Source organism: Priestia sp. YIM B13486, assembly GCF_042787865.1.
In the GTDB taxonomy this organism is placed as follows: Bacteria; Bacillota; Bacilli; order Bacillales; family Bacillaceae_H; genus Priestia; species Priestia megaterium.
Genome location: NZ_JBHZOZ010000003.1, coordinates 478,293 through 503,797 on the forward strand (window position 1 = coordinate 478,293; position 25,505 = coordinate 503,797).

At 37.3% G+C, this 25,505-nt stretch carries 27 protein-coding genes; 17 read left to right on the plus strand and 10 right to left on the minus strand.

What is annotated here, in order from left to right:
* Positions 1–231 precede the first annotated feature (231 nt).
* Positions 232–366: a hypothetical protein gene (locus ACFX4G_RS10850; protein WP_255255811.1), complete on the minus strand. Its 135-nt coding sequence runs from the start codon at positions 364–366 to the stop codon at positions 232–234.
* Between the two features lie 116 nt (positions 367–482).
* Positions 483–1,115, minus strand: coding sequence for a spore coat protein (locus ACFX4G_RS10855; RefSeq protein WP_013057687.1), 633 nt, complete (start codon positions 1,113–1,115; stop codon positions 483–485).
* Between the two features lie 208 nt (positions 1,116–1,323).
* On the opposite strand from ACFX4G_RS10855, the gene ACFX4G_RS10860 reads away from it, so the two are divergent.
* Positions 1,324–1,875, plus strand: coding sequence for a hypothetical protein (locus ACFX4G_RS10860; RefSeq protein ID WP_377574553.1), 552 nt, complete (start codon positions 1,324–1,326; stop codon positions 1,873–1,875).
* Between the two features lie 22 nt (positions 1,876–1,897).
* Here ACFX4G_RS10860 and ACFX4G_RS10865 read toward each other — a convergent pair whose 3' ends face one another.
* Positions 1,898–2,350 carry a Dps family protein gene (locus ACFX4G_RS10865; RefSeq protein WP_097825203.1) on the minus strand — a complete coding sequence of 151 codons (453 nt, stop codon included), beginning with the start codon at positions 2,348–2,350 and terminating at the stop codon, positions 1,898–1,900.
* A 192-nt stretch (positions 2,351–2,542) separates the two neighbouring features.
* Here ACFX4G_RS10865 and ACFX4G_RS10870 point away from each other — a divergent pair, with 192 nt between their 5' ends.
* The 3 genes from ACFX4G_RS10870 (at position 2,543) to ACFX4G_RS10880 (ending at position 4,347) form a co-directional block, all read left to right on the plus strand.
* Positions 2,543–2,836, plus strand: coding sequence for a Fe-S cluster assembly protein HesB (locus tag ACFX4G_RS10870; protein WP_377574556.1), 294 nt, complete (start codon positions 2,543–2,545; stop codon positions 2,834–2,836).
* 80 nt (positions 2,837–2,916) lie between these two features.
* Positions 2,917–3,090 (plus strand): hypothetical protein, encoded by a 174-nt coding sequence (locus ACFX4G_RS10875; RefSeq protein ID WP_165574973.1) that lies wholly within the window; start codon positions 2,917–2,919, stop codon positions 3,088–3,090.
* A gap of 555 nt (positions 3,091–3,645) precedes the next feature.
* Positions 3,646–4,347, plus strand: a complete 702-nt coding sequence (locus ACFX4G_RS10880; protein WP_097825201.1) for a poly-gamma-glutamate hydrolase family protein — start codon at positions 3,646–3,648, stop codon at positions 4,345–4,347.
* Between the two features lie 51 nt (positions 4,348–4,398).
* Here ACFX4G_RS10880 and ACFX4G_RS10885 read toward each other — a convergent pair whose 3' ends face one another.
* Positions 4,399–4,668 carry a CPCC family cysteine-rich protein gene (locus ACFX4G_RS10885; RefSeq protein WP_013057680.1) on the minus strand — a complete coding sequence of 90 codons (270 nt, stop codon included), beginning with the start codon at positions 4,666–4,668 and terminating at the stop codon, positions 4,399–4,401.
* 284 nt (positions 4,669–4,952) lie between these two features.
* Here ACFX4G_RS10885 and ACFX4G_RS10890 point away from each other — a divergent pair, with 284 nt between their 5' ends.
* Positions 4,953–5,513: a copper resistance CopC family protein gene (locus tag ACFX4G_RS10890; RefSeq protein WP_097825200.1), complete on the plus strand. Its 561-nt coding sequence runs from the start codon at positions 4,953–4,955 to the stop codon at positions 5,511–5,513.
* A 4-nt stretch (positions 5,514–5,517) separates the two neighbouring features.
* A complete protein-coding gene (locus ACFX4G_RS10895; RefSeq protein ID WP_230183470.1) occupies positions 5,518–6,579 on the plus strand; it encodes a copper resistance D family protein in 1,062 nt (353 codons plus the stop codon).
* Between the two features lie 31 nt (positions 6,580–6,610).
* Here the strand turns inward: ACFX4G_RS10895 and ACFX4G_RS10900 are convergent, their stop codons facing one another.
* On the minus strand, positions 6,611–6,811 hold the full coding sequence (locus ACFX4G_RS10900; protein ID WP_043981509.1) for a hypothetical protein: 201 nt from the start codon (positions 6,809–6,811) through the stop codon (positions 6,611–6,613).
* Between the two features lie 219 nt (positions 6,812–7,030).
* Here ACFX4G_RS10900 and ACFX4G_RS10905 point away from each other — a divergent pair, with 219 nt between their 5' ends.
* A complete protein-coding gene (locus ACFX4G_RS10905) occupies positions 7,031–8,758 on the plus strand; it encodes an ABC transporter ATP-binding protein (protein ID WP_097825199.1) in 1,728 nt (575 codons plus the stop codon).
* 41 nt (positions 8,759–8,799) lie between these two features.
* Here ACFX4G_RS10905 and ACFX4G_RS10910 read toward each other — a convergent pair whose 3' ends face one another.
* Both ACFX4G_RS10910 and ACFX4G_RS10915 read right to left on the minus strand, forming a co-directional pair.
* Positions 8,800–9,465 (minus strand): type 1 glutamine amidotransferase domain-containing protein, encoded by a 666-nt coding sequence (locus ACFX4G_RS10910; RefSeq protein ID WP_013083773.1) that lies wholly within the window; start codon positions 9,463–9,465, stop codon positions 8,800–8,802.
* 97 nt (positions 9,466–9,562) lie between these two features.
* Complete coding sequence (locus ACFX4G_RS10915) at positions 9,563–10,141, minus strand: hypothetical protein (protein ID WP_043981511.1); 579 nt, start codon at positions 10,139–10,141, stop codon at positions 9,563–9,565.
* A 150-nt stretch (positions 10,142–10,291) separates the two neighbouring features.
* On the opposite strand from ACFX4G_RS10915, the gene ACFX4G_RS10920 reads away from it, so the two are divergent.
* A complete protein-coding gene (locus ACFX4G_RS10920) occupies positions 10,292–10,690 on the plus strand; it encodes a FixH family protein (protein ID WP_097825198.1) in 399 nt (132 codons plus the stop codon).
* 63 nt (positions 10,691–10,753) lie between these two features.
* Here ACFX4G_RS10920 and ACFX4G_RS10925 read toward each other — a convergent pair whose 3' ends face one another.
* A complete protein-coding gene (locus ACFX4G_RS10925; protein ID WP_097825197.1) occupies positions 10,754–12,130 on the minus strand; it encodes an aminotransferase-like domain-containing protein in 1,377 nt (458 codons plus the stop codon).
* Between the two features lie 150 nt (positions 12,131–12,280).
* Here ACFX4G_RS10925 and ACFX4G_RS10930 point away from each other — a divergent pair, with 150 nt between their 5' ends.
* On the plus strand, positions 12,281–13,198 hold the full coding sequence (locus ACFX4G_RS10930) for a DMT family transporter (protein WP_097825196.1): 918 nt from the start codon (positions 12,281–12,283) through the stop codon (positions 13,196–13,198).
* 294 nt (positions 13,199–13,492) lie between these two features.
* Positions 13,493–14,824: a polysaccharide biosynthesis protein gene (locus ACFX4G_RS10935; RefSeq protein WP_013083768.1), complete on the plus strand. Its 1,332-nt coding sequence runs from the start codon at positions 13,493–13,495 to the stop codon at positions 14,822–14,824.
* Positions 14,825–14,859: 35 nt separating this feature from the next.
* Here ACFX4G_RS10935 and ACFX4G_RS10940 read toward each other — a convergent pair whose 3' ends face one another.
* Positions 14,860–16,650: a transglycosylase domain-containing protein gene (locus tag ACFX4G_RS10940; protein ID WP_097825195.1), complete on the minus strand. Its 1,791-nt coding sequence runs from the start codon at positions 16,648–16,650 to the stop codon at positions 14,860–14,862.
* Positions 16,651–17,472: 822 nt separating this feature from the next.
* On the opposite strand from ACFX4G_RS10940, the gene ACFX4G_RS10945 reads away from it, so the two are divergent.
* The 6 genes from ACFX4G_RS10945 (at position 17,473) to ACFX4G_RS10970 (ending at position 23,014) form a co-directional block, all read left to right on the plus strand.
* Positions 17,473–18,075: an alpha/beta hydrolase gene (locus tag ACFX4G_RS10945; RefSeq protein WP_377574563.1), complete on the plus strand. Its 603-nt coding sequence runs from the start codon at positions 17,473–17,475 to the stop codon at positions 18,073–18,075.
* Between the two features lie 289 nt (positions 18,076–18,364).
* On the plus strand, positions 18,365–19,075 hold the full coding sequence (locus ACFX4G_RS10950; RefSeq protein WP_097825194.1) for a polysaccharide deacetylase family protein: 711 nt from the start codon (positions 18,365–18,367) through the stop codon (positions 19,073–19,075).
* Positions 19,076–19,090: 15 nt separating this feature from the next.
* Positions 19,091–19,684 (plus strand): DedA family protein, encoded by a 594-nt coding sequence (locus ACFX4G_RS10955; protein WP_013083764.1) that lies wholly within the window; start codon positions 19,091–19,093, stop codon positions 19,682–19,684.
* The gene (locus tag ACFX4G_RS10960) at positions 19,681–20,814 is read left to right on the plus strand and encodes an MGDG synthase family glycosyltransferase (protein ID WP_025751216.1); all 1,134 of its coding nucleotides are present in this window, start codon (positions 19,681–19,683) and stop codon (positions 20,812–20,814) included. Before ACFX4G_RS10955 ends, ACFX4G_RS10960 begins: the two co-directional genes overlap by 4 nt.
* Positions 20,815–20,906: 92 nt before the next feature.
* Positions 20,907–21,656 carry an oxygen-insensitive NADPH nitroreductase gene (gene nfsA / locus ACFX4G_RS10965; RefSeq protein WP_043981519.1) on the plus strand — a complete coding sequence of 250 codons (750 nt, stop codon included), beginning with the start codon at positions 20,907–20,909 and terminating at the stop codon, positions 21,654–21,656.
* Between the two features lie 356 nt (positions 21,657–22,012).
* On the plus strand, positions 22,013–23,014 hold the full coding sequence (locus ACFX4G_RS10970) for a 3D domain-containing protein (RefSeq protein ID WP_377574567.1): 1,002 nt from the start codon (positions 22,013–22,015) through the stop codon (positions 23,012–23,014).
* 80 nt (positions 23,015–23,094) lie between these two features.
* Here ACFX4G_RS10970 and ACFX4G_RS10975 read toward each other — a convergent pair whose 3' ends face one another.
* Positions 23,095–24,237, minus strand: a complete 1,143-nt coding sequence (locus ACFX4G_RS10975) for a C40 family peptidase (protein ID WP_377574570.1) — start codon at positions 24,235–24,237, stop codon at positions 23,095–23,097.
* 194 nt (positions 24,238–24,431) lie between these two features.
* Here ACFX4G_RS10975 and ACFX4G_RS10980 point away from each other — a divergent pair, with 194 nt between their 5' ends.
* Complete coding sequence (locus tag ACFX4G_RS10980) at positions 24,432–25,481, plus strand: anthranilate phosphoribosyltransferase (RefSeq protein ID WP_377574574.1); 1,050 nt, start codon at positions 24,432–24,434, stop codon at positions 25,479–25,481.
* The last annotated feature ends 24 nt before the right edge of the window (positions 25,482–25,505 follow it).

A 25,505-nucleotide genomic window follows, 5' to 3' on the forward strand; every position in this document is an offset into this window, starting at 1 on the left:
ACTGTAATCCGAGTATATATGATGCATCTCTCACTCCTTTCTATTAGTTAATTGTATTATAATACATAATTAATCAAAATACTACAAATATTCAGAAAATAATTCAAAATGCATAGTTTTTTGTCATTTTCTGAAATATACGCACAAAGCGAGATTGAGATATAACAAAATCAATACAATACAATCTAAAGACGAGTAAACTGAGTAAATGATCTAGTATGAGTCGTTTGGTTACACTGCTGGTGATTTCCGTGCAAGGCTACGCTTTCCGCAGGCGGCCGATGAGCCTCCTCGTCGCTTGCGCTCCTGTGGGGTCTCATCTATTCCGCTTTTCTCGCGGCAGTCTTCGCCTTTCCTTCCAATCAACAGCTAGAAGCAACTCTAAACATAACCTATATTCACCGTACTAATGAAAAGATCCGAACGGTGAAACGTTCGGATCTTCCTTCAACTAAAATACGTTTGCCCCAGCCTCTTTTTAATTAATGCAGTTTATGGTTATTAGGCATCTGAGGAGAGGCAGTAGCTTTTGCAAAACTTGTGATCATTTGCTGCATATCTTCTTTTGCAAGCTGCGGCACTTGATAATAATGGTGTTTATTTTGATAAAGAGAAATTTCATAAGCCATTTCAATCCAATTAGGAACACTGTCTCCGAATATTCGGCGAACAACAGGATTTGTTATTTCTAAAGCGGTCATGGTTAAAAGAGATGCTTGAGACTTAACTAGACCTAGCATATGACCTGATATGCCTTTTTCATTGATTTCCTCAACGGACTGATTCGGCTTTTTAGGCTGTGAAGGCTTTAAGCCATAAACAAAGGTATGAGACTGCTTCATGTTGTATACATGTGTAGAATCGGCCGGCTTTTGACCAGTAGAAAAAGCTTCTACGATTAAATTATATTCATTTAAAATAAACTGATATTGCCGATCAATGATATCAAGCAGCTCTTGTTCTTTTACATATTGCCTAAACATCATAAACTGATCCATTACATTAATCGAGCCGGCAAGTGTTTCATGAACGTCAAATAGTTCATGCCCTCCATGGTTCAATTGAGGGGGTACAGCTCCAGTTTGCATGTTTGTAGGAAGTTCGTGATTATTCATACTAAGTCCTCCTTAAAATCGGTATCGACTATAGTCTTTAAACTTCTTCAGGTTTTATACTCAAACTTGATTTATTCATAAAATGTTGCTCTACATAACTTAATTTACAACTAGTTATTTAATTAAAGGGTAAAAGTGAAAGGGTTTTATGAAAAAAAAGCGAATATCAATAACAATTCACGATCTATAGATAGGGGAATCAAAAAACATGAATGAGCTGCTGTCATACTCAAGTGAATTAAAACACGAAGCAAATCAACTGGTGGTATCCAGTCATTTATTGGATCTGTTAAGAGAATATGGTTGTCTTCTCTCAGGGGAGAGTTTTGAGTTAAATGTCATGACAAATCGCATCATTAATTTTTACGTAGGAAATGATGAAATGGATGAACAATCTATTTTTCACATGGGGTATCAGCTTACAAAGCGTTTTAGCCCTTATAAGATGATATTTACTAATGAAAAAGATAAGTATCAGTGGAGTCTGTATATGATTCAGAAGGGAGAAGAGTGGAAGCTTGATATTTCCGTGCTTCCAGAAAATATCGTGAAAGGCAAAGTTGAGAAACAAGAGTTATTAAAATCACTTTTCACTGAAAAGAAGCGAGAATGCATTTTATTTTTCAAGCAGCAAAGCGGATATAATCGCTATTATACGAGTGATCATGTCTATAAGGCTGTGCTAGAAGATGACATTCACGATGATATGTCTTTTTTTATGTGGCTGCAAAGACAAAAAAAAGTAAATCAACAAACGTAAAAAAGAGCCGCTTAGGCTCTTTTTATGCGTTTACGGATGTTTTTACAGGTAAAGCAGCTTTTAGCATCCAAATATGTTTTTCAATGTTGCCGATTGTTCCAATGAATAAGTCAGCTGTTACGTGATCGTGTGCTGCTTCAGCGTTTTCAACTGCATTTTTTAGGTTTTTAACAAGTAGCGTATAGTCATTAATTAAGGTTTCTACCATTTCTTCACTCGTTTGCTCGTTTCCATCTTCAGAAAGAGTAGCTGCTTGCAAAAATTGCTTCATTGTAGCAATTGGGCTTCCTCCAATGGCTAGTAATCGTTCTGCATATTCATCTATATAGTCCGCCGTCTCATTATAGAATTCTTCAAATTTTTCATGAAGCGTAAAAAATTGAGGCCCTTTTACATACCAGTGAAAGCGATGTAGCTTCGTATACAATAAGTTAAAATCGGCAATTTGTTGGTTCAGTACGTTTTCTAAATTCATAGTTAATAGCCTCCTAATGAGTTGTTGTTATCTTATGTTTATATTATATCAAATATCAAATTAAAATCAATACTTATTTATAATAATTATTAAATAATAATAAGAATGCTTTTAAATCATAGTTATTCTCTTTAAAAACTCTAAAGATATGATAGGATAGAGCAAGAGTATTGAAAGGAAGAAGGGTTAGTCATGCATATTACACCAGAAGCAAAACAATTAATTAACAATATACTTGAAGAACAGGAGATAACAGGAATTCGTTTGTATTTCAAAGGAATTAGCTGTGAAATCCCTAATATTGGGTTAGCTTTTGAGGAGCCTTTTGAAAATGATGAAATGTATGAAGTCGATGGAGTACAGGTAGCAATGGAAGCTTCTATTGTGCCTTATACAAATGAATTAATGTTAGATGTTCATACAACGCCGTACGGTCCAGGTTTAGCATTAGTTGGGGCTAAAGAGGCTGATAAAAAATGTATGTAAGAGAAGCTAACAGGTTTGTTGTTTGTTTTGGTAAACCTTGGTTTACTTAATTTAAACGTTAGTGAAATGGAGGGGGACCTATGCTTCTTTCTCATCATGTAACGGTTGAACAAAGACAGCAAATCAAACGATTTAAGCAGCAAATACAAGACGCAAAATCGCTAGATGAGCGCCGTTTGTATCAAGCACAGCTAAATAAATTTGTTGAGCGCCTATTTATTGAGAATCGCTTGCAGCGCAGCGGCGAACAATAAAAAACACCTAGAAAAGAAGCCTTCAAAGAAGGTTTCTTTTTTTTAGTAGATTATTATACTTTTACACCTTGCAATTATTCATTTTCTTATATATCGCCCTTTATCTACTTGGAATCCGGTTTTCTGTATGAATATAGCACTAAAAACGTGTAAGTGACTATCAAATGAAAGCGCTTTCTGTTATAGTGAAGGTATAGAATGGTACTTGTTCACCTACAATGTTCATAAGGAGTGGTTTGTATGATTGAAAGAGGAAACTTCTTAATTGGTTTAGCGTGGGGAACATCTTTGAGCATACCTTTATGGATCGCCTTCTTTGGCTGGATAAAATTAGTTTGGCGCTTGCTTTAAATAAATAAAAAACAAAAAAAGTAAAAAAACTTCAGTGAATATGCGCTGAAGTTTTTTAAAACAGCATAAATAGGTATTAAGAACTATTAAATAAATTACAATTTGTAACGATAAGTAAATAAGACTACTTTAAATATTATTTTTGGATTTTTTAGGTTCCTAATGTTTTAGGTCTTATTACACAAAAGAAAGCAGGAGTACAAATTGAAAAGCTATCATTTAGTAAGTTTCTCTACCTTATGTATCTGTCTACTCGTTTTATTCATTTCACCTTTTCAAGATACATCTAGTGCGTCAACTGATAAATATCAAAATTTCAAGCAGCTCTCACAGAATGAGTCTTCAGCTAGCTATAAAGTGACGACCAAAGAAACGAAAAGTTCTGTCCTTATCTTTGCTCCACACGGTGGAGGAATTGAAGGGGGGACAAGCGAAATTGCCCAAGAGCTTGGCAAACAAAATGCTCTTTATCTATTCGAATCGTTAAAGTCGAAAGGGTCACGAGACCTGCACCTCACAAGCACTCATTTTGATGAGCCCACAGCGCGTAAGATGGTAAGCAAGTATGATAATGTTTTATCTCTTCACGGGTATTCTGGGAACGAAAAACATATTTTTGTGGGCGGGACTGATCGGGAGCGCGCAAAAAAATTAACGCAGTTATTAAATCAAAATGGATTTCCGGCCGAACTGATTACAAAAGGGCACGATGAGATTGCAGGCATTAACTCTGGAAATATTGCAAATAAAAATCGTACCGGGAAAAGTATTCAATTAGAGATTAGCCAACCGCTGCGAAGTGCTATGTTTCATTCATTCACTGCAAAAGGAAGAGCTTCGTCTAAAACTCAAACTTTTTATAGGTTTACAAATGTGCTTTCTACATTCGCTTCTACTTCTTACTGAATTAAAAAAAGAATGCTTTCGCAAGCATTCTTTTTTTATAAACTAGTTTTGCTACTCGTGACTTATAATAGGTTTCCAGTTAAAATCTTTTACATCTTGAACAGAAGGCTTTCTCACGTGCTGTAAGCTTTCTTTATTACACGCTCCATAAACTATAAAATTTTCCTGAGCTTCTATTAAAGAAATAGAGTTGGCTCCTAATTCGTTGGCATTCAGCTTTTGGTACGGATCGTCTTCCCAAAAACATATCTCACAAATATCATAGTCACCATCACTGTCTAAAGATTGATAACCACAGCAAGGGCATGTATACTTTTTCATTGTTTCTATCCTTTCTGTATGGGATTTTAAGCTAGAAAAAAGTCAGTCATCTTATTTAACTATTTTACTATATTCAAGGATAGTCTGAAAGAATATTCAAAAAAATTACATTGGCATCTTCCCTAGGATTTGTGAACATTTTATAACGAATTGGTAATAGTTATTGTGAGACTGAGTAAAAAAGGAGTACACTTACTAGGAAAATAGATCATGTTTGGAAACGTCTACATAAAAACATTTTTGGATATGATGAAAAAAGAAAAAAGAGATAGGGAGTCATAAATATGAAAAAAATAATAGGTTTACTTTTAGCATGCTTTCTAGCTGTTCCGACAGTTAGTTTTGCTCATACACATGTGCAAACAACCGTGCCGGAAAATGGTGCAACTGTTACAGCTCCTCTAAAAGAAATTAAATTAACCTTTGAAACACACATCGAGAAAATCAGTACTGTAACTGTTACAAAAGATGGACAAAAAATTTCACTTGCATCGCAAAAAGTAGAGGGTCATGATTTAATAGCTTCTCTCGATCAGCCTCTTGAAAACGGATCTTACACAGTGGACTGGGAAATTGTAGGGGAAGATGGTCATGTAATGAAAGATTCGATTGCTTTTAAAGTAGATGTGAAAGATGAAGCGAAAGAAGAGAATACTCAAGCAGCCGGAAAAGATAGTGAAAAAAAGCAAGACGCCACGCAATCCGAACAGCACCAAAAAAGTGCAGTAGCAAATGATGAAAAAACAGAGAACAATGATTCTTCATCGTTTTTTGTTATCATGATTATTGCTATTGTAGTGGTGGTTGGAGCATTACTCTTAATCTTCAGAAAGAAAAAGGCTTAAAAAGATGAGTATTTTGTTGCCTGTTTTTGAGTGGTTCACATACGTAGGTCTTTCCTTATTATTAGGATTTGCCGTACTGCAATATGTACCGCTTACAAAAAAGCCAACAATTTTATTATCAAAGCGATGGCTACTTGCAAGTGCAGCGGCTGTCGCTATTTTTTCGGTTGGAAATTCGCTTGAGATTATTTTATCTTTTTCAAAAATAAGAGGGTTAGGTGAAACAGTTCGTCTTGTATTATTGGAAACAAGAACGGGACACGCCTGGATCTTTGTTGTGCTAATTGCTATTTTATGTATGGTTGCTGTTTCAATAGAGAGCCACCCTCATATGTATACATTACTGACTGTAGCCTTGGTGGGAGGAATCGCCTACGCAAGTCACGCAGCATCCGCTTCTGCGCTTAGCGGCATGCTTTCTCATTCTCTTCATATTTTAGCAGTTGGATTGTGGGGAGGGGTGGTTCTGATTGTTGCCGCTTTTTCAAAAGAAACCTCCAATTGGAAAAGTTTCTTGAGCTGGTTTACTCCTTTTGCAATCGCTTGTTTTGTGCTTCTTTCATTAAGTGGGTTCATTTCGATGGTCATTATCATGGGTCTGTCCAACTATGTAAATTCATGGGCTACAGATTACGGGCAGTCTCTTTTGCTAAAGCATATTACGATTATTCCGCTGCTTGCATTTGCCGTCATCAATGGCTTTCTTATGAGAAAAACGATAAAACATCCAGAATATAAGCCCGTGATGTGGATTCGAGCAGAAAGCATTATTTTGCTTATCATTTTTTTATTTACAGCTATCATGGTAACGCAATCGCCGCCAACTAATATAAGTCATATGGCAATGGATTCATCGATTCTTCCGTTTATCTATGGGAAACAAGTGACGCTTCCTCTAACGTTTCACGTAACAATTGTAGGAATCCTATTCTTATTTGTCGCACTGCTGTTTTTTGTGTATTTACTTATTTGTTTTTACAAAAAGACAGTATGGCTTAGCGTATTAAGTGCGGGTTTGTTTGTTTTTGCTTTTTATATTGCGATGATGACAAGTATTCAAGTCTAAAAACAGTGAGAAATATCTCACTGTTTTTTTATTAGCCATTAAAAGCTGTATTATCTCTCGGGCCTTTTCCCGGAGAAGGAGGCATCGGCATTTGGGAATTAGAACCAGAGCTAGAGCTAGAACCAGAGCCGGACGTAGAGCCGCTTGGAGGCGATATATTTCCTACGTTTCCAAAAATAACGATCCCGCCAGAAATTGTTCCAATAGAAATAGATTTAATATAAACAGACATCCTTATTCAACCTCTCATCTAGTAAAAGAATTCAGTGTACCATAGTATATGACCAGCTTGTCATTTTCGTATAGACGAGTTTGAAAAATAGGTAGAAGCTTAGAAGTTCAGGTTGAGAAAGGAAATGGTGTAAAATAAGATAGAACTTTGAAGGTAAAGTGTGTGGTGTCTGCCTAAAGTGTGTATACCACCTATTAAAAGAATTAGAAAGGAACTAAGATGAATACGCAAAAAGGAATTCATTTTTCATTTAAAAAATTATGGTTGCTAACGAACCCTCCGACAGGAAAGCTACTCATTTCGTTCATACTGGCCTTAATTAATACCGGAGCGTCGCTTTCTATCCCTCTTGTCATTAAAGAAGTGATGGAGAAAATTGCAGTAGGCGTCTCCCTGCAGCTTATAACAGGACTCCTTGGTTTATTTGCTGCTCAAATGGTAACAAGCGCAGTATCTCTTTATCTCCTTGCTCAAGTAGGACAAGGTGTTGTAAAAGAACTCAGACATAAAGTGTGGAACAAGCTCATAAAGCTTCCGGTTTCATTTTACGACCAAAACCGTTCCGGTGAAATGGTAAGCCGCATTACAAATGATACAACCATTGTGATGAATTTATTGTCAACAGAAATGATTGACTTTGTTAAAAATATTTTATCTATTATCGTTGCCATTGTTATTTTATTTACACTTGATGTACCCATGACGCTCATTTTATTAGCGGTCATTCCCGTTATGTTTGTACTGGTTATGCCCCTAGCGCGAAAAATACATAAAATTTCACGTGAGCAGCAGGATAAAATGTCTAAGCTTACAGCTTTTTTAGCTCAAATGCTGAGTGAAATCCGCTTGATTAAAGTATCCGGTTCAGAGAAAAAAGAAGTTGATTCCGGCTTACAATCGTTTCAGTCACTCTACCTCTTCGGTGTAAAGAGAGCTAAAATTGAAGCCATCATTACCCCGATTATTAGCACGGTGATGACCGCTGTTATGATTGCCATCGTCGGGTTTGGTGCATACCGTGTGAGTGAGGGATTTATCACTGCAGGAGAGCTGGTAGCTTTTGTTCTTTACCTTTTTCAAATTATGGTTCCGGTTGGTTCACTTACCCGATTTGTTACTAGCTTTCAGCAAACTAAAGGAGCTTCAGAAAGAATCTTTGATATATTAGCTGAGAAAGAAGAGAACTATGAAAATGGAGAAGTGCTTGAACAGGTAGGGAGTTTAAGGTTCGATAAAGTTGCTTTTCAATATGAAGATAAACCAGTATTGCAGGAAGTTTCATTTTCTGCTAAAAAAGGAGAAGTTACCGCTTTTGTTGGACCTAGCGGAGCTGGAAAATCTACTGTTTTTTCGCTTATCGAACGCTTTTATGAGCCTTCATCGGGGCGCATATTCTTGGATGGAACAGACAGTCAAAACGTCAACTTACGTTCGTGGCGTCATCTGTTTAGCTATGTTCAGCAGGATTCTCCGATTTTAGCAGGAACAATTCGAGAAAATCTCATTTACGGATTAGAGCGGCATGTGACGGATGAAGAAATAGAAGAAGCAGCGAAGTTAGCGAATGCTCATCATTTCATTCAGTCCTTTGAAGATCAATATGAAACAATGATTGGAGAAAGAGGTATTAATCTCTCAGGAGGACAGCGACAGCGTATTGCAATTGCCCGAGCGCTGTTACGCAATCCCCAGTTTTTACTACTGGACGAAGCGACAGCTAGCTTAGACTCCGAATCAGAAAAGCTTGTGCAAGAGTCATTGGAAACGGTAATGAAAGAACGCACATCACTCGTAATTGCACATCGTCTATCTACGGTCATCAATGCGGACCAAATTGTTATAATAGAAGAAGGGCAGGTTACAGGAAGCGGAACGCATAAAGAGCTGTTAGCCTCTCATTCTTTTTACCGGCGTTTGGTAGAGCAGCAGTTTCAAACATCCCTATAGAACAAACAAAAAAGACCGCTTTTAAGCAGTCTTTTTTTAGTTTATTTATTTAGCTTTTTAACTAATTCATCACCCATTAACTCAGAAGAAAAAGGATCTCGGCTTGTGACAATTTGATCATTTGCCCAAACAGCATATGCTTTTTTATCCATCTCAGGGATGTAGTTAGCCACTTCACGAAGTTCTTGTTCTAAACTGTATGGTAAAAAGGGAAGTACTTCTTCCGGTTCAATTTCATCAGGATAACCGGTTACGTCTAGTCCTTTAATTAACAGTTCATCATCGGATCCTTTCAAGAAAGCAAAAACAGAAGGTCCGTGACACTCAGCTGCTAAAATACCTCCATTGTCGTACACTTTGTTCATAAGTGCATGCAAGTCCACATTTTTTGCTAAGTCAAACATAGCGCCGTGGCCGCCTACTACTAAGATAACGTCATAGTTCTCAGCATCTACTTCTTCAAGTTTCATTGTCTGATCCGCTCTTCCTGATTCATATAATTTTTTATACGTTCCGTCTGGATCAAAGTCTTCTGAAATACTTCGAACGTCTACTTCCGGCTTACCTCCAAAAGGTGAGGCTAAATCAACGGTGTGCCCTGCGTCCTCAAGCTTTTGCAGCGGAGCAAATAATTCTTCTGCCCACCAACCTGTGTGATAATCTTTCTCTTCGTATCCGCTTGATAATACAGCTAACACTCTTGCCATGTTTATACCTCCTAAATGATGTAAAACGTATAGTGATACATATCATGTATTCATTGTGAACTGTACCCTATATAAAAAAACTTTAAACAATGGCAAGTTATGAAAAGGTAGCGTGAATCATAAACAAAACCAAAAAAGAGATAGCAAATTTAAGATGCCACTTTTTATCTGTACGCTTATAGCGCTTCACGCCCATCACGAGTAAACAAGCTAGAACAGCCATTGTAATAATTCCTGAAAAGTACGTAAAATTTGCTTGAAATCCTTTTATTAAAGCCATATAACCATGTAAAATAATCAAGGCCGTTGATATAAGAGCAATGGGAACGTGCCACTGACGAACATACTTGGCTAAAAATTGGATAAGCGGTTTTAACTCAAAATTTCCTTTTTTTATGTCCGATAACGGTTTCCATTTTAATAATAAAAAAATAGGATAAATGGCTAAAGCTGCAAAAAAACCAATTCGTGCGATTGAACCAAGCTCTTTAAAATTCCCTTCATATATTTTAGAATCGATTGGAAGGGAATGTTTATAAATAGGGATGTAAATAAGCCCTGCTACAACTAGTAAAAAAGAGATAGTAAAGATAAAGATCACTTTTTTGCGCTCATTTTTATTTTTGATTAATGTCTGTAGCCATGATTTTTTAGCTGGAGATTTAGCTGAATTCATTTTCTTCCTCCTTGGAAAAAACTAGTTAGTATCAGTATGAACTTTTTTTCTTAAAAATTCTTTAAAAATCCTTCTTTTTTAGAAAAATTCATTTTTTTCTTTGCAATACGCGTTATAGTTAAACAAAGGGTTTAAAAAGGAGATGAATACATGAAAAAAAGAATAAGTATATTTATAATCAGTCTTTGTTTACTTTTAACGGCCTGTGGTCAGGAACCTGCTCAAAGCACAAATGCTGAGCAGCCAAAACCGTTGGACGTAAATCTTCAAGGCCCAGAGGCGTTACGGAAAAATGAAAGCGGTATCTACAAAGTCGAAGTTACATATGGAGACGAAAAAGTAAAAAATGATGATGTTGAAATGATTGAATTTGAAATAGAGAAAAAAGATGGCGAAGAGAAAGGGAAGATGTTAAAGCCTAAACAAATAGGAGAAGGTGTATATGAAATACAAACATCTTTTTCTGAGCCTGGCACATATACCGTGCAATCACATGTTTCTGCAAAAGGGACGCATAACATGCCTCTTATAACCGTTACGGTTAAATAAAAAAAGTCAAGGATGCTAATTCCTTGGCTTCTTTTCGTTTAGTATGTCCATTGAATTCCCATTCTACAAGGGGAAAAGGTTATTTGGAATAGGATGATGTTTTCTATCATCAATTAAAGTAATGCACTGAGCCAGCTGTTCAATTCCTCGTTTGATCGTATTCGTATTTACTTGTGAGATGCTTAATCGGAGAAGAGTGTCTAGTTTGTATTCTGGTAAAAAAAATCTAGAAGCATCATCAACATATATGTGCTGCTCGTTTAGCATATGAACGATCTGCTTTGCTGTCACATGCTCAGGCAAACTAATGGATAAATAGAATCCTGAAGTTGGTTTAGAAAAATGTGTATGAGGGGGTAGCAGTAAATCACATGCTTCTACAAGAGTTTGCATTTTGGTATGGTATACCTCTTTTATCTTTTTAAGATGACTCGTAAACATGCCGCTTTTTAAATAAATTTCAAGAGCACCTTGGGAAAGCGCTGAACTATTAAAATCTGAACTGAATTTATATCGTAAAAAGTTGCTATTCATTAACGAAGGAAGCACGACAGCAGCAATACGTAACCCAGGAAGAAAGATTTTCGAAAAGCTTTTAATGTAAATAACTCGTCCATAAGGATTAAAAGAAAATAAAGGATCTGATTTTGCATCGGGATCAAGATCGCCCAAAAAGTCATCTTCCACTATATATACATCGTATTTTTCGGCTAGCTCCACGATTTTTTTCTTTTCGAAATTTGTATAACAATGCCCAAGAGGGTTGTGAAATCTTGGAATAATGTAGAAAAATTTTATATCATTATTTCGAAAAATGTACTCCAAACGATCAAGATCAATACCTTTCATCGATAGCTCGATCCCAAAAGTAGTAGCTTGGTGCAGCGTAAGAGACTCGATAAAACCGAAATAAGTGGGCTGTTCAATTAGGATATTATTTTTTCCATTTGGAAAGGGCATAGAAACTAGTAAGTGAAGAGCTTGCTGAGACCCGGATACAACAACTAACCTTTCAGCTTGAGTGAACACCTGTAGGTTCTGCAAGTGTTTCACTAACTGTACCCGCAATGAGTAAGAGCCTTGTTGATCAGAGTATGTAAAAAGCTCTTCTTTGTAGTGTTCAATCGCTTGGTTTATACAATGCTGAAATTCAAGATAAGGCATAACGTTTTTATCTGGACCAGCAGACAAGAAATCAATCACTTCATTTTCATTCGTCCTATGTTGAAATTCTGCCACAACGTAGTAGCCGCTTTTAGGAACAGAATAAATTAAATGCTCTTTTTCTAGTTCACTGTACGCTTTGATAACGGTATTCTTGCTGCACGAAAAATGTTGAGAGAGTCGGCGAACAGAAGGGAGTTTACCACCTGCAATAAGCGATCCATTTGCTAGGCCAAGCTTAATTTCTTCCATGATTTTCAGATATTTCAAACTCATAGGTCATACTCCTTTAATTTGTACCCGTACAGATAGGTAAAAGAATGATTTATTTTACTAGTTGTCCTGCGCTATCCTTTTAATTATATCAGAACTTTTTTTAGAAAAATGGTATAGTTCTGAAAAATAAAAAGACAGGGGTAGGGTAAGATGCAAAAAGAAAGTAGAGAGAAAATGGGCTTATTGTTGGGGTTAATAGGCGTTATCTGTTTTAGCTTAACCCTTCCTTCTACAAGCATTGCAGTCAAGTATTTCGGCACGACAGTCGCCGGTTTAGGAAGAACAGCTATAGCTGCTGTTTTAGTAGCTGTGATATTGATTGTACGAAAAGAAAAATTCCCTTCTCTCCGTCAATTTAAAAGTCTGCTGATCGTCGCTTTAGGCGCAGTTTTAGGGTTTCCTCTGCTCACTTCCTGGGCAATGAAATCATTGCCTGTTTCTCACGGAGCGGTTGAACTCGCTCTTTTACCATTAGCCACAGCCGGTTTTGCGATGTTTAGAGGGGGTGAACGCCCTTCTTTAAAATTCTGGGTCTCAAGTATAATCGGTTCGGCAGCTGTTATCGTGTATGCTCTTCACCTTGGATTCGGTCAACTGCAGTTTGCTGATGCAGCTTTACTAGCAGCGGTGCTGATACTTGGACTGAGCTATGCAGAAGGAGGGGTATTAGCAAGAGGATTAGGCAGCTGGCAAGTAATTGCTTGGGCCATTATCATCGGTGCACCATTTTTTATGGTTCCAGTAGGACTAAGCATTACAGCTGAAATGCTCCATGCGCCTTTACAAGCGTGGGTTAGTTTGATTTATCTCTCAGTAGTGAGTCAATTTTTAGCATACGTTGCTTGGTACAGCGGGATGGCTATGGGTGGCATAGCCAGAGTTAGCCAGGTTCAATATTTACAGCCATTTTTAATGATTTTGTTTGCAGCTCTATTTCTAGGTGAAACAATTACACTTTTTACTCTTGCTACAGCAATAATTGTTGTCTTTTCGGTTGTACTAGGCAAAAACGCTTCGGTGTCAAAAAAAGAAGTGCATCCACAGAAAATAGTGAATAAAGACGCTTAACTGATATGTGAATTTGTTATATTAAAACCACATGCTCTATTCCCGTTAGCAATCGCCAGGTTCATTCAGTCTCCTGTTTTCCTATGTAAGTCTCAAGAGTCAAAGTATAAGAAATGAATGAATTTCCTATATGAAAAAGGTATATAACGGTTTTTTTTCACATAGGTTGAACATTATACAAGAACTTGTACACCGAAAAAATACAATTAGACAAATAATTCGTATTGGGCTTGTCATATACATAGAGAGAAGAGGTAGTGATGAAAAAGGACGGGAGATAGAGGAGATAACGAGATGAACACTTTTTTGAAAGGAACGTTTATTCTAGCAGGTGCTGCCTTTGCAGGAGAGTTAATTGAATTTCTTGTAAATATGGTACTTGCTAGAGAATTAGGAAGGGAAGGCATGGGTATGTACATGACGGTTCTTCCTATCATTTTTCTTATTGCTACCGTAGCCAACTTAGAACTGCCTATTTCTATTTCTAAATTTTTGGCTGAACATCATCGCAAAGAACATCAGCATATGATGAAGCATGCCACCATTTTTGCGACTGCTGTGAGCTTGGGAATCTTTTTTATTACACTGGCCGTATTAGCAGCCTTTCCATTTTTTAGTCACTATCATCCTTATTTAAAATGGGTTGTACTATGTTTCATTCCGGTTGTTTCGTTTTCAGCGGTGCTTCGTGGATATTTTACGGGTAAAAATAACATGACGACTATCGCTGTGTCTAATTTTATCCGCAAAGCCTTTCAGCTAACGATTTTATTTATTGTTTTTCAAATGTTTGCTTTCACAGATGTTAAAATGTCGCTGTTTATTGCGATTTGTACGCTAATTGGGACCGAAGCTGTTATTTTGCTTTATTTTTTTATCACGTATGTTACCCAGTTAAGTGTTTTATCAAGAGGGCACAGACCTCTGCTTTCTCCAAGTGAGATTCGGAAAAAGCTGTTAGGTGTCTCACTTCCGACCACGGGACTGCGTTTATTTAATGCGGTATGTAATGCTATTCAGCCGTTTTTAATCAAACACGCGCTCGTTTTATCGGGTATGACTTTAACCGGGGCAACGCAGCATTTTGGTATGCTAACAGGGGTAGCGATGTCGATTGGCTTTTTTCCGGCTTTCTTTGCTCATTCTCTTTTAGTAGCACTAATACCTGCTGTATCTGAAGCTCATGCGAAAAATCAGGAAGAACAGCTTCAAAGACTTTTGACTCAAAGTATGCAAATGACATTTTTATATGGGATTCCGTCTATAGTGGCGATGTATTTCTTTGCTGAGCCGCTTACTAACTTGTTTTTTCATTCTACAGAAGCCGTGTACTACCTAAAGGCTTTATGGCCGTATTTTCTTTTTCACTTCTTTGCCGTCCCGCTTCAAGCTTATTTAATTGGCCTTGGCTATGTAAAAGATGCTTTTTATCATACGATTTGGTCTCATATTGTATCTTTTTCCCTGATGTTTTTCTTAGGATCACAAACAAATATTGGCATGCAGGGAATTATTATCGGGATGAACTGTGGCGTGGTTGTCCTGACCGTTCTGCATTATGTAACGATTTGCAAAGTCATTAACGTTTCCTTTTTTTCACTTAAGCATAAAACGCATTTATCTTAAAAAAACCTCCAACAGTGAAGTTGGAGGTTTTTTGGTTACCAGTTATTCATAATAGAGCTAAACAGTGTAGCAGGGTCTTGTCCGCCGCCGCCTGATAAGTATTTCGTTGTTTGCGTAGAATTAGCATTATCAAAGCCAGCGTGGATAGAAACGACTGCATCATCGGTATACCCGACAAACCAAGCATCTTTGACATCGTTGGTTGTACCGGTTTTACCTGCAGCATCTCGTGAAGAACGAGCGTTAACACCTGTTCCATAGCTTTTTTCAATCACATCTTGCAACATGGATGTCATTGTATCTGCATTTTCTTCACTCATTACTTGCGCTGTTTGAATGTCTGGCTTTTTCACTTCACCGTCGCGCATCTCAATTTTTCGAATTGCGTACGGCTTAGTCATGACGCCTTTGTTAGCAAAAGTAGTATATCCTTGTGCTAACTGAAGGGGAGAGAACGTTGTGGTCGTTCCTCCAAGAGCAAGCCCTAATTTTGACTTATCGTCATCTTCAAGCGGAAGTCCAGCTTTTTCCATGAATTTTGCGCTTGTATCAATACCAATTTGTTTTAAAAGCCAAACAGCTGGAACGTTAAGTGAACGGGTAAGTGCTTCACGCATTGTCACATGCTTTTGATATTCACCTTCTGCGTTTTTAGGGCTATATCCACCGCCAAAGTCTTGTCGTTCGTCACTTAAGAGTGAAGTTGGCGTATAATCTCCAGTTTCTAAGGCTGGACCGTATACGGCTAACGGCTTAATAGCTGAACCAAGCTGATAGCCGCTTGTAGCACGGTTTAAGCCGTTTCGCTCATAGCTGCGTCCTCCATACATCGCTGAGATTCCACCTGTTTTAGGGTTAACAGCTGAAATCCCAACCTCTACTTTGCTGTTGATGTCATCATCTCGGAACGTATGATTTGCTACAGAGTTATTAATCGATTCCTGTAAATTAGGATCTAAATCTGTATAAATGGCATAACCACCCTTATAAAGGTCATCAGCAGATACGCCATACTGTTGAGCAGCTTCTTTAATTACATAATCAATAAATGCTTGATTTGAGTTCGGTTTTTTAACAGGAACACTAGGCTTGACTACACGTTCGTTTAACGCTTGCTGATACTGAGTATCGCTAATAACGTTTTGGTCATGCATCAGTTTCAATACAACGTTTCGTCGGGCTGTCGCTTTTTCTGTACTATTGCTTGGTGAATACGTACTCGGCGCTTTTGGCAGTCCCGCTAAAAGCGCAGCTTCGCCTACGGTTAAATCTGATACAGGCTTATTAAAATAAAGCTGAGAAGCTGCACCAATACCATATACACCGCTTCCGAAATAAATTTGATTTAAATATAATTCCAAAATTTGGTCTTTTGTAAATTGTCTTTCTAAGCCTAGTGATAGAAACATTTCATCTACTTTACGTTTAATGGTCTTATCACTAGATAAGTAAAGGTTTCTTGCTAACTGCTGTGTAATGGTACTTGCGCCTTCAGCTTTACTCATTGTTACAATGTTCTTAAAAAGGGCGCGGCCAATACCTTGTAAATCAATCCCAAAATGCTTGTAAAAGCGACGGTCTTCCGTTGCAACAAACGCCATTTTTACATAATCGGGAATTTCATTGCTCGAAACATTTTGACGGGGAACGGTTTTATACAATTCGTCAATCTTACGGTCATTTTTGTCATAGACTACCGTACTTTGAACCGACTGCAGTTTCGAGTAAGATAAATCAGCCGTTTGCTGAAATTGCTTTAATACATAGGTAACTCCCAGCATTACAATTAAAACAACGACTAAAAAGGCTAAAATAAATTTCCTCATGTTGGTTCACTCCACTAAGTAATAATTCCATGTTCACACATAGCTACATTCTTCGTCTTTACAAGGTCGTTATGTAAAGAATGCTGAAGTTTGTTGGCCCATTCAATCTTTTAACAGAGAGATGGGTGATAAAGTATTAACGTTCACAAGCTGACGTGCTAAGTTTAATAAAGGCTATTATTCAAGTGCAGGTAAGTTTTTAGGGTATAAGATGATTGACATAAATAGCTCTTTACGCAGTTATTTTTTGCTTACTCGCAGATGCTTCGTTTTTTTATTAAACTGAAACGAAGTGAAATACAATCATCTGAACTTAGTTTACCCATAAATTTGTGTTTGTCAAATAAAGTCGTATAAAGCACCATTCGGGGCTTTGTTCCCCTTTATGAAAAAACAAGCTGGTATTTTACGTTCTGTTTCTCATAGAAAAAAGTTGTTATAACACGTATACGAAATAAGATTCAGTACGTTCGGGTATAAATGCTGATATCTGTTGAAAGTAACGAAATAAAGAAAAAATTAACTAATTTATCAGACTAGGGCACTTTTTATATGACGGAAGACGGGTGAGTTTTAATCATTATCCACCTTTTGACGGGAGCACTTAGCTAAAAGTGGAATATTTCTTTCCACCCTGTAAGTCAAACGAATTAAATACCTAGCTGCATATGAGCAATGGCCATATGAAGTTATTCAGTATTATGTGATACTGCCAGCAAAACATACAGGTATTTCTTTGACAGTAGTTCCTTTACAAATGCTTCGAAAGTTCTTATAATAAAATTATCTTTAATTCGAGATATTTAAAAGGAGTGGATATACGTGAAACATATTTTTAAAAAAGGAACGGACGAGACGAAACCGACTTTATTGCTGTTGCATGGTACAGGAGGTACAGAACAAGATCTGCTCCCTGTTGCGGATATGATTGATTCCTCTTGCTCCATATTATCTGTAAGAGGAAATGTACTAGAAAACGGAATGCCCCGTTTCTTTAGACGTTTACAAGAAGGAATATTTGATATAGAAGATTTAATTGAACGCACAAAAGAACTTCATCAATTTTTAGATGAAGCGGCTGAAACATACTCATTCGATCGACACAACATCGTAGCTGTAGGCTACTCAAATGGTGCCAATATTGCAGGAAGTTTGCTATTTCATTATGAGAATTCTTTAAAAGGGGCGGCTCTTCTTCATCCGATGGTTCCAAGAAGAGGAATTGAAGTGCCTAAGACCGACGCTTCTATCTTTATTGGGGCAGGTACAAACGACCCTATTTGCCCAGCATCAGAAACGGAAGAACTTTCTGCGCTTTTAGAAAAAGCTGGAGCGGAAGTACAGGTGCATTGGGAATCATTTGGGCATCAGTTAACACGAACAGAAATTGAAGCAGCTGAAAAATGGTATCGAGCAAAATTTTAATTTAAAAACTTTCCGCACTCGTGCGGGAAGTTTTTTATTTTTAAAAAGTAATGACAGTTATCGTACAAAAGATAGATATAACTGGTAAAAAGTACTTTTTTTACTGAATGAAGGGAAATTTTATGATATCATTTTATTTCCGGTATATCCTTGCAGAACAGCTATTTTTAGGTAAAGTATCAAATTATTTTAAAATTCCTGGCTTCTATCACAAAAAAATGAAACCAAAGTCTGAGTAAACCGTTATAATAAATGCAGGATTTAAATTCAAAAGGATGGTTAAAAGCATATGACTCGTTTTTTTATTGTTTTACTTTTCGTTCTAATGGTTATATGTGTATATACCATTATTTCGCAAACCCTTTATCGTCGCTATCATTCATCAGTCATAATAAAAGGGGAAAAAAAGCATAAAATAGCTATAACATTTGACGACGGTCCTCATCCTGTTTATACACCAAAAATTTTGGACTTGTTCAAACTGTATGAAATGAAAGCTACTTTTTTTATTGTGGGAGAACTAGGGGAGAAACACCCGTCTATTTTAAACAGAATGATCGATGAAGGACATGAAGTAGCTATACATCATCATCGTCATGTGAGTGCATGGACGCAAACACCTTGGCAATTAAAAAGACAAATTCATCAATGTGCACAGGTTATAGAGAAAGTAACCAATCAAAAGCCGCTTTTTTATCGTCCGCCGTGGGGACATTTAAATATGAGCAGTTTATCAATGGCCAAGCCATATCACCTTGTGATCTGGACAGGAATCTTTCAGGATTGGACACTAAAAACAACGAAAACGGCATTAGTTCAAAAACTAATGCGTAAAGTAGAAGATGGAGCCATTTTTGTGTTACACGATAATGGAGATACCCCGGGAGCAGATGAAAAAGCACCTGAAATGACGATTGCGGCGTTAGAAGAATTTTTACCTTACTTAAAACAGCAAGGGTATGAAAGTATAACCATGCAGCAATTGATGAATCAATCGTAAATAGAGGAGCGAGCAGTGGACTTAACAATTATTTCTCAGTATATACATTCCTATGGTTATATTGTTATTTTACTTGTACTTTTTTGTGGGATTGTTGGAATTCCAGCGCCTGAAGAATCATTTTTAATATTATTAGGCATGTTTATTGCCAAGCATCAGCTGAACTTATACGAATCATCTCTTTTTGCTTTTTTAGGTGTTATTACTGGAATGCTTACTGCTTACGGGCTAGGAAGGTATGCGGGAACCCCATTTTTTGATAAATACGGAAAATACGTAGGGTTAACCAAAGAGAAAATTGAAGCGGCAAGCGGCAGCTATCATAAATATGGGATATGGACCATTTTATTTGGTTTATATATTCCAGGTTTGCGTCAAATTAGCCCATATATGGCGGGAATAAGTCGCTATCCGTTTTTGCTTTATTTATTGTTATCGGTAGTAGGAAGTCTAGTATGGGTCCTTTCTTTTCTGATTCTAGGTTACTACGTAGGAGATCGAATTCATATTTCGTATATTATCATGGGCGCTGTAGCTTTTTTTGTCATTTATTTACTTATAAAAAGAACAAGAAACCGAAAACGTCTTGAGAGGAGGGATGGTCAATGAGGAAGGTTTTATTCTTACCGCTTTTTCAGATGCCATCTGGTCATCACCAAGTAGCAGACGCCGTTATGGATGCCATTATGGAGCGTTTTTCGCACGTTATTTGTCAAAAAATTGATTGTTTAAGCTATTGGAGCAAACCGCTTGAACAAATGATTTCATCGATATACATGAAATGGATTTCTGTTTTCCCAAAGCAGTTTGAAAAATTTTATTACGGTCATGTATACAAAAAAAACGACCATACGATGGACGATTTTGTTGTGAAAAAATGGCCGATTATCGAATACCATATGAAGAAATTAATTGATGCAGAGCAGCCGGATGTCATTGTTTGTACACACAGCTTTCCTTCCTGTGTATTAAGCGGGTTAAAAGAAAAAGGAATCATTGATCTTCCTATTATAAACGTATACACAGACTTCTTAGTAAGCGACGTATGGGGTAAAAATGGAATTGAGCTTCACTGCGTGCCTGATCAGGATACAAAAGCGTTTTTACAAAACGTTCACGGTGTAAAAGAGTCTTCTATTTATGTAACGGGAATTCCTGTTCATAAAGCGTTTTTAAAAAGAAGGATTGACCATCTTATGCCACAGAAACATATACTGATTGCCGGAGGGAATTCCGGCCTTGGAAATGTACGCAAAATGCTTCAGCAGCTTCCGCAAAACTGTACGTATATGTATTATGTGCTGTGCGGAAAAAACAAAAAGTTGTATCAAGAACTAATAAAATTAAACCACCCGAGAATTAAAGCGGTCTCGTATGTAAAATCGAGAGAGAAAATGAATGATTTATATGAGGGAGCAGATGCCATTGTCACAAAAGCGGGGGGAGTGACAATTAGCGAAGCCCTTCACAAAAGACTACCTATTTTTATTCACTCATCTCTTCCAGGTCAAGAACAAATTAACATTGAATATCTAAAAGAAAAAGAGCTGCTGATACCGCTTAATGAGGCTGAAGCCTTTGAACAGCAGCTTAAGAACATTTTAGAAAATGATGTGAAACGAAACCGGTTGATAAAACGGATGGACGAATATGTAGACAGCTTAGAAGTAAAAGTAGATCGCGTGCTTGCAGATCACTTTAAGCTGTATCGATATGAGACAAGTCAAAATCAATTTTAAGCAGAACATTGGTTATTTCTTTTTACATTCGATAAACTAACTGTAGAGATAACAACTGTAGAAGGTTAGATGAAGTAAAAGGAGATTATAATATGAACTCAGTTATTGAAACGATTTTAAATCATCGTTCTATTCGCAAATATGAAGACAAACCATTGTCAGAAGAGCAAATTCAGACGATTGTAGAAAGCGCACAGGCAGCTTCCACATCAAGCTATATTCAAGCGTATTCCATTATTGGAGTAAAAGATAAAGAAACGAAGCGAAAGCTTGCTCAATTAGCAGGAAATCAGCCTTACGTAGAAACAAATGGACACTTCTTTGTATTTTGCGCTGACTTTCATCGTCATGATGTCATTGCGGAAATGGAGAAAAAAGATTTATCGACAGCGCTCGAAAGCACAGAGCAGTTTATGGTAGCTATTATTGACGTTGCCCTTGCTGCGCAAAATGCAACACTTGCTGCTGAATCAATGGGACTTGGAGCTTGTTACATCGGAGGTTTGCGTAACGAATTAGAAGAAGTAAGCAAATTGTTAAAACTGCCTCATCATGTAATTCCGTTATTTGGTCTAACGGTTGGACATCCAGCGGGTATTACGGATAAAAAGCCGCGCTTACCATTTAAACATGTGTATCATGAAGAAACATATGAGCCGAACGATGAGCAGACGAAAAAAGAATTAACATCGTATAACGAAGAAATTTCTGCTTATTACAACGAAAGAACAAATGGCAAACGCCAAGACACATGGACTGGTCAAATGGCCGACATGCTTTCCAATCCTAAGCGTATGTATATGAAAGAATTTGTTGAAAAGCAAGGATTTAACAAGAAATAAAAAAAGCTGGGACAAAAGTATTTTAGCCGAATTGAAAAGCGAACCGCTAATCAAAATTTTTGATTAGCGGTTCGCTTTTTTTTGTTATAAAAAAACTGAATATACCCGTTAAATGATCAATAAAAAAGAAGAGGCATAGCCAGCAATGGTAGAGAAATTTAACTATTTTAGTAAAAACAACAATAAAAAGCAGTAAAAAGTAGAAACGTTTCATCATATAGCCAAATTATCAGAAATATTACGATTAAATGTTCTGTTTTGTTAAGTTTTGTAATAAAAGTAGCATGGCTCTGTAACGGCTGTGAAATGTGAGGATGATATCATTCAATCATTGAGTAAATAAGGAGGTATTCGTAATGAAAAAATTTATATTTACTCTAGGAACAACAGCAATCCTTTCAGCAGGATTTGTAGGTGCAGCTTCTGCTTCTACAAGCGGAACGTATCACGTAGAAAAAGGTGATACGTTATGGAAAGTCGCTCAAAAGCACAGCGTGAGCGTAGACGAGCTAAAAGATGCAAATAACTTAACATCTAATATTATTTATCCAAATCAAGAATTAAACGTAGCTACTATAAAAGAAATGACGCACAAAGTTCAGCAAGGAAACACATTATGGTCCATCAGTCAGCAATACGGCGTGACGGTAGATCAAATTAAAGAATGGAACGGACTGAAGTCAGATTTAATTTATCCTGGCGAACAATTAAAAATTCAGTCTCCAAACGGCCAAGCTCAGCAATCAAGTCCTTCAGTAGCCCAAGCTGCTCCAGAAGCTCAGCAAGCTCAAGCGCCGGCTGAACAAACTCAAGAAGAACAGCAGCAAGCTCAAGCTGAACAAACTCAAGAAGAACAGCAGCAAGCTCAAGCTGAACAAGCCCAAAAAGAGCAGCAGCAGGCTCAAGCTGAACAAGCTCAAAAAGAGCAGCAGCAAGCTCAAGCTGAACAGGCTCAAAAAGAACAGCAGCAAGCTCAAGCTGAACAGGCTCAAAAAGAGCAGCAGCAAGCTCAAGCTGAACAAGCTCAACAACAACAACAACCTGCTGAATCGTCACAACAAGCCAGCGGCAAATCAATGACAGTTGAAGCAACTGCCTATACGGCTAATTGTGCTGGATGTAGCGGTACAACTGCTACAGGAGTGGATTTAAAAGCAAATCCAAATCAAAAAGTAATTGCTGTTGACCCTAGTGTTATTCCATTAGGTTCGAAAGTTTATGTAGAAGGCTATGGTGAAGCTGTAGCTGCCGATACAGGTGGAGCAATTAAAGGCAATCGAATTGATGTATTCGTTCCTGCTGAAGGTGATGCTCAACAGTTCGGAAGAAAATCTGTTAAAATTACGGTTATGAACTAAGAAGTTCTTTATAAAATTGCTAGTCTAGTATAGAAATACATAGCTAGTAAAGCAAAAGAGGTGCCTTATGGCACCTCTTTTTACTTTATAATACGCTTTGCGCCCGCATAGCTGTTTTTCCAGTACGCTGTTGAAAGTGATTGCGTTTTAACGCCGTTGCTGCTGACATAAATGAATTCTTGTTTGTCTAGGTAAATTCCTACGACTGAAACGGATTTGCCGTTTTTAAAGAAAACTAAATCTCCAGCCTGGAGGCTGTTTTGCTTTACGTCCGTGCCGCTTTTATACTGATCTGCTACTGTACGGGGGATAGAAATATTTGAACCCGCGTTTTTATATACATACTGTGTGTACCCTGATACATCAAAACCTTTTGGTGTCGTACCCCCATATTTATATGGCTTTCCAATTAGCGTTTTAGCATACGATACAATTTGCTGCTGTTTTGCACTAACAGAAGTTTGAGGTGCTGGAGCCGGCGAAGGTGCGCTTGCACTTTTCACTTTCAGCACTTGTCCAACTTTTAACGCATCTGTTTTTAAATTGTTTAATTTTTTTAATTCAGCTACCGTCATGCCGTACTTTTTAGCAACTGCTGTCAGCGTGTCTCCTTTTTTCACCGTGTAGGTGCCATTGCTATCAGCCGGTGTAGATGGAGCTGTTGGTGAAGGTTGAATATCTTCATCAAGCAAATAACTCATATTTGCGTTAAACGTTACTTTTCGCTTCGTTTTATAGCTCTTCGCTTTTTGCTGAAATTGCGTATTGTATGCGTTGATTTCTTTTTCGAAATTTGCAGAGATCTTATTAAATTCCGCGTCACTTACATCTCCGTACGCATAATCTTCAAGATCCACAATGTAATTATAAAGAGCAATTAAGCTGTCGTATAAATACCCTTGAAGCTGATCAGCTTCCGAATTAAGATGATTCATCGCGTAATTTTTATCAGTCTTTGTTAGAAACTGGTCAATTTGATCTGCAAGCTGATCATATGCAGCTAACGCTTTTTCGTCATCTTTTATTCCTTCAATTTCTTTTAGCTTTTTTTCTACGGTTTTATAAAATGGTGCGTAATAATCTGCTAGCGAATTAACGTCTTTTTGATAAACGCTGACAGAAGAAGCAGCATAAGCAGAGTGACTAAAAACAGGCGTTGTCACCGATGCTCCTACTAAAACGGATGCTGCTATAAATGGTACAAGTAGTTTCTCTTTTTTCATTTGTAAAGTCCCCCAAATATCCAAATAATAGTATAGCAGATAGATTATACTATATTAGGTTATAAAAGAACTAGTACTTTTCCTTTAATTTCATATTTTTTAGCAGTTTGCGTACCTGATAGAAGATAATCTAAGGAACAAAGAAAATATGTGATACAATGTACAAATATTCAGTTAAAAAGGAAGTGTACGATATGCAGCAATTTATCAAAGAAATAGCGCGCGGAAAAAGGGGATCAACTGACTTAACGTATGAACAAGCAAAAGAAGCAGCTCGCTTAATCGCTTCTGGACAAGCTACGGATGCTCAGATCGCTGCTTTTTTTATCGCGGAACGTATTAAAACTGAAAATGCAGATGAACTATTGGGATTCGTTCATGCTTTTCGTGAAAAAACAAAAGAAATACCGCTGTCTCAGCCGTTAAAAGATAAATCAATTGATTTTGCAAGCCCTTATGCAGGGAGGAATTCATTTTTTGCGACCATTCCTGTATCAATTTTATTAGCTGAAAGAGGTGTGCCAGCTTTTTTACACTGTACAGAAGCGCTTCCTCCAAAGTTTGGAACAACGATTGAAGACGTACTTCATTCATTACAGATCCCTCAAGCTCAAACGATTGAAGACATCGGTCATGCGTTTGAAACGTTAAAAATTGGCTTTGTAAATGCCGAAACAATCTCTTATCCTCTTAGCCGCATCAAACAAGTTCGTCATGAAATTGGTGTAAGGACACTTATTAATACGGTTGAAAAACTACTAAACTTATCGAATGCTTCTTCTTTAATGATGGGAGCTTTTCACCGTACGGCCATTAATAAGATTGTGCCTATTTTTGCTTCTCTGCATTTCAAACACGTATACGTGGTACAAGGGATAGAAGGATCAGAAGATGTACCTGTACATAGAAGCAGCTTTGTTTTTACGATCTCAGAAGGAGAGATGGAGTCGTTTATTGTCAATCCAAAAGAATACGGACTGTTCGTGGAAGAAGAGCACTTTGAAAAGAAAATAAGTGTTGAAAAACAAGCGGAATATGTGACGCGCATTCTGGAGGGTGAATCTTCTTCCGAACTGACTTACGTCTATAATCAAGTAGTATTAAACGCTGGCTTGCGCTATTATCTATTTGGTTATGAAGCTTCTATTGAAAAAGGAGTAGACTATGCAAAACGCCAGCTAGCTGAAGGTTTGGGCTGGAAACACCTGCAGAAGTGGAAAACACAAGCGATTTCAGAAGAGTAAAAGGTGAGCAAACATGCTCATCTT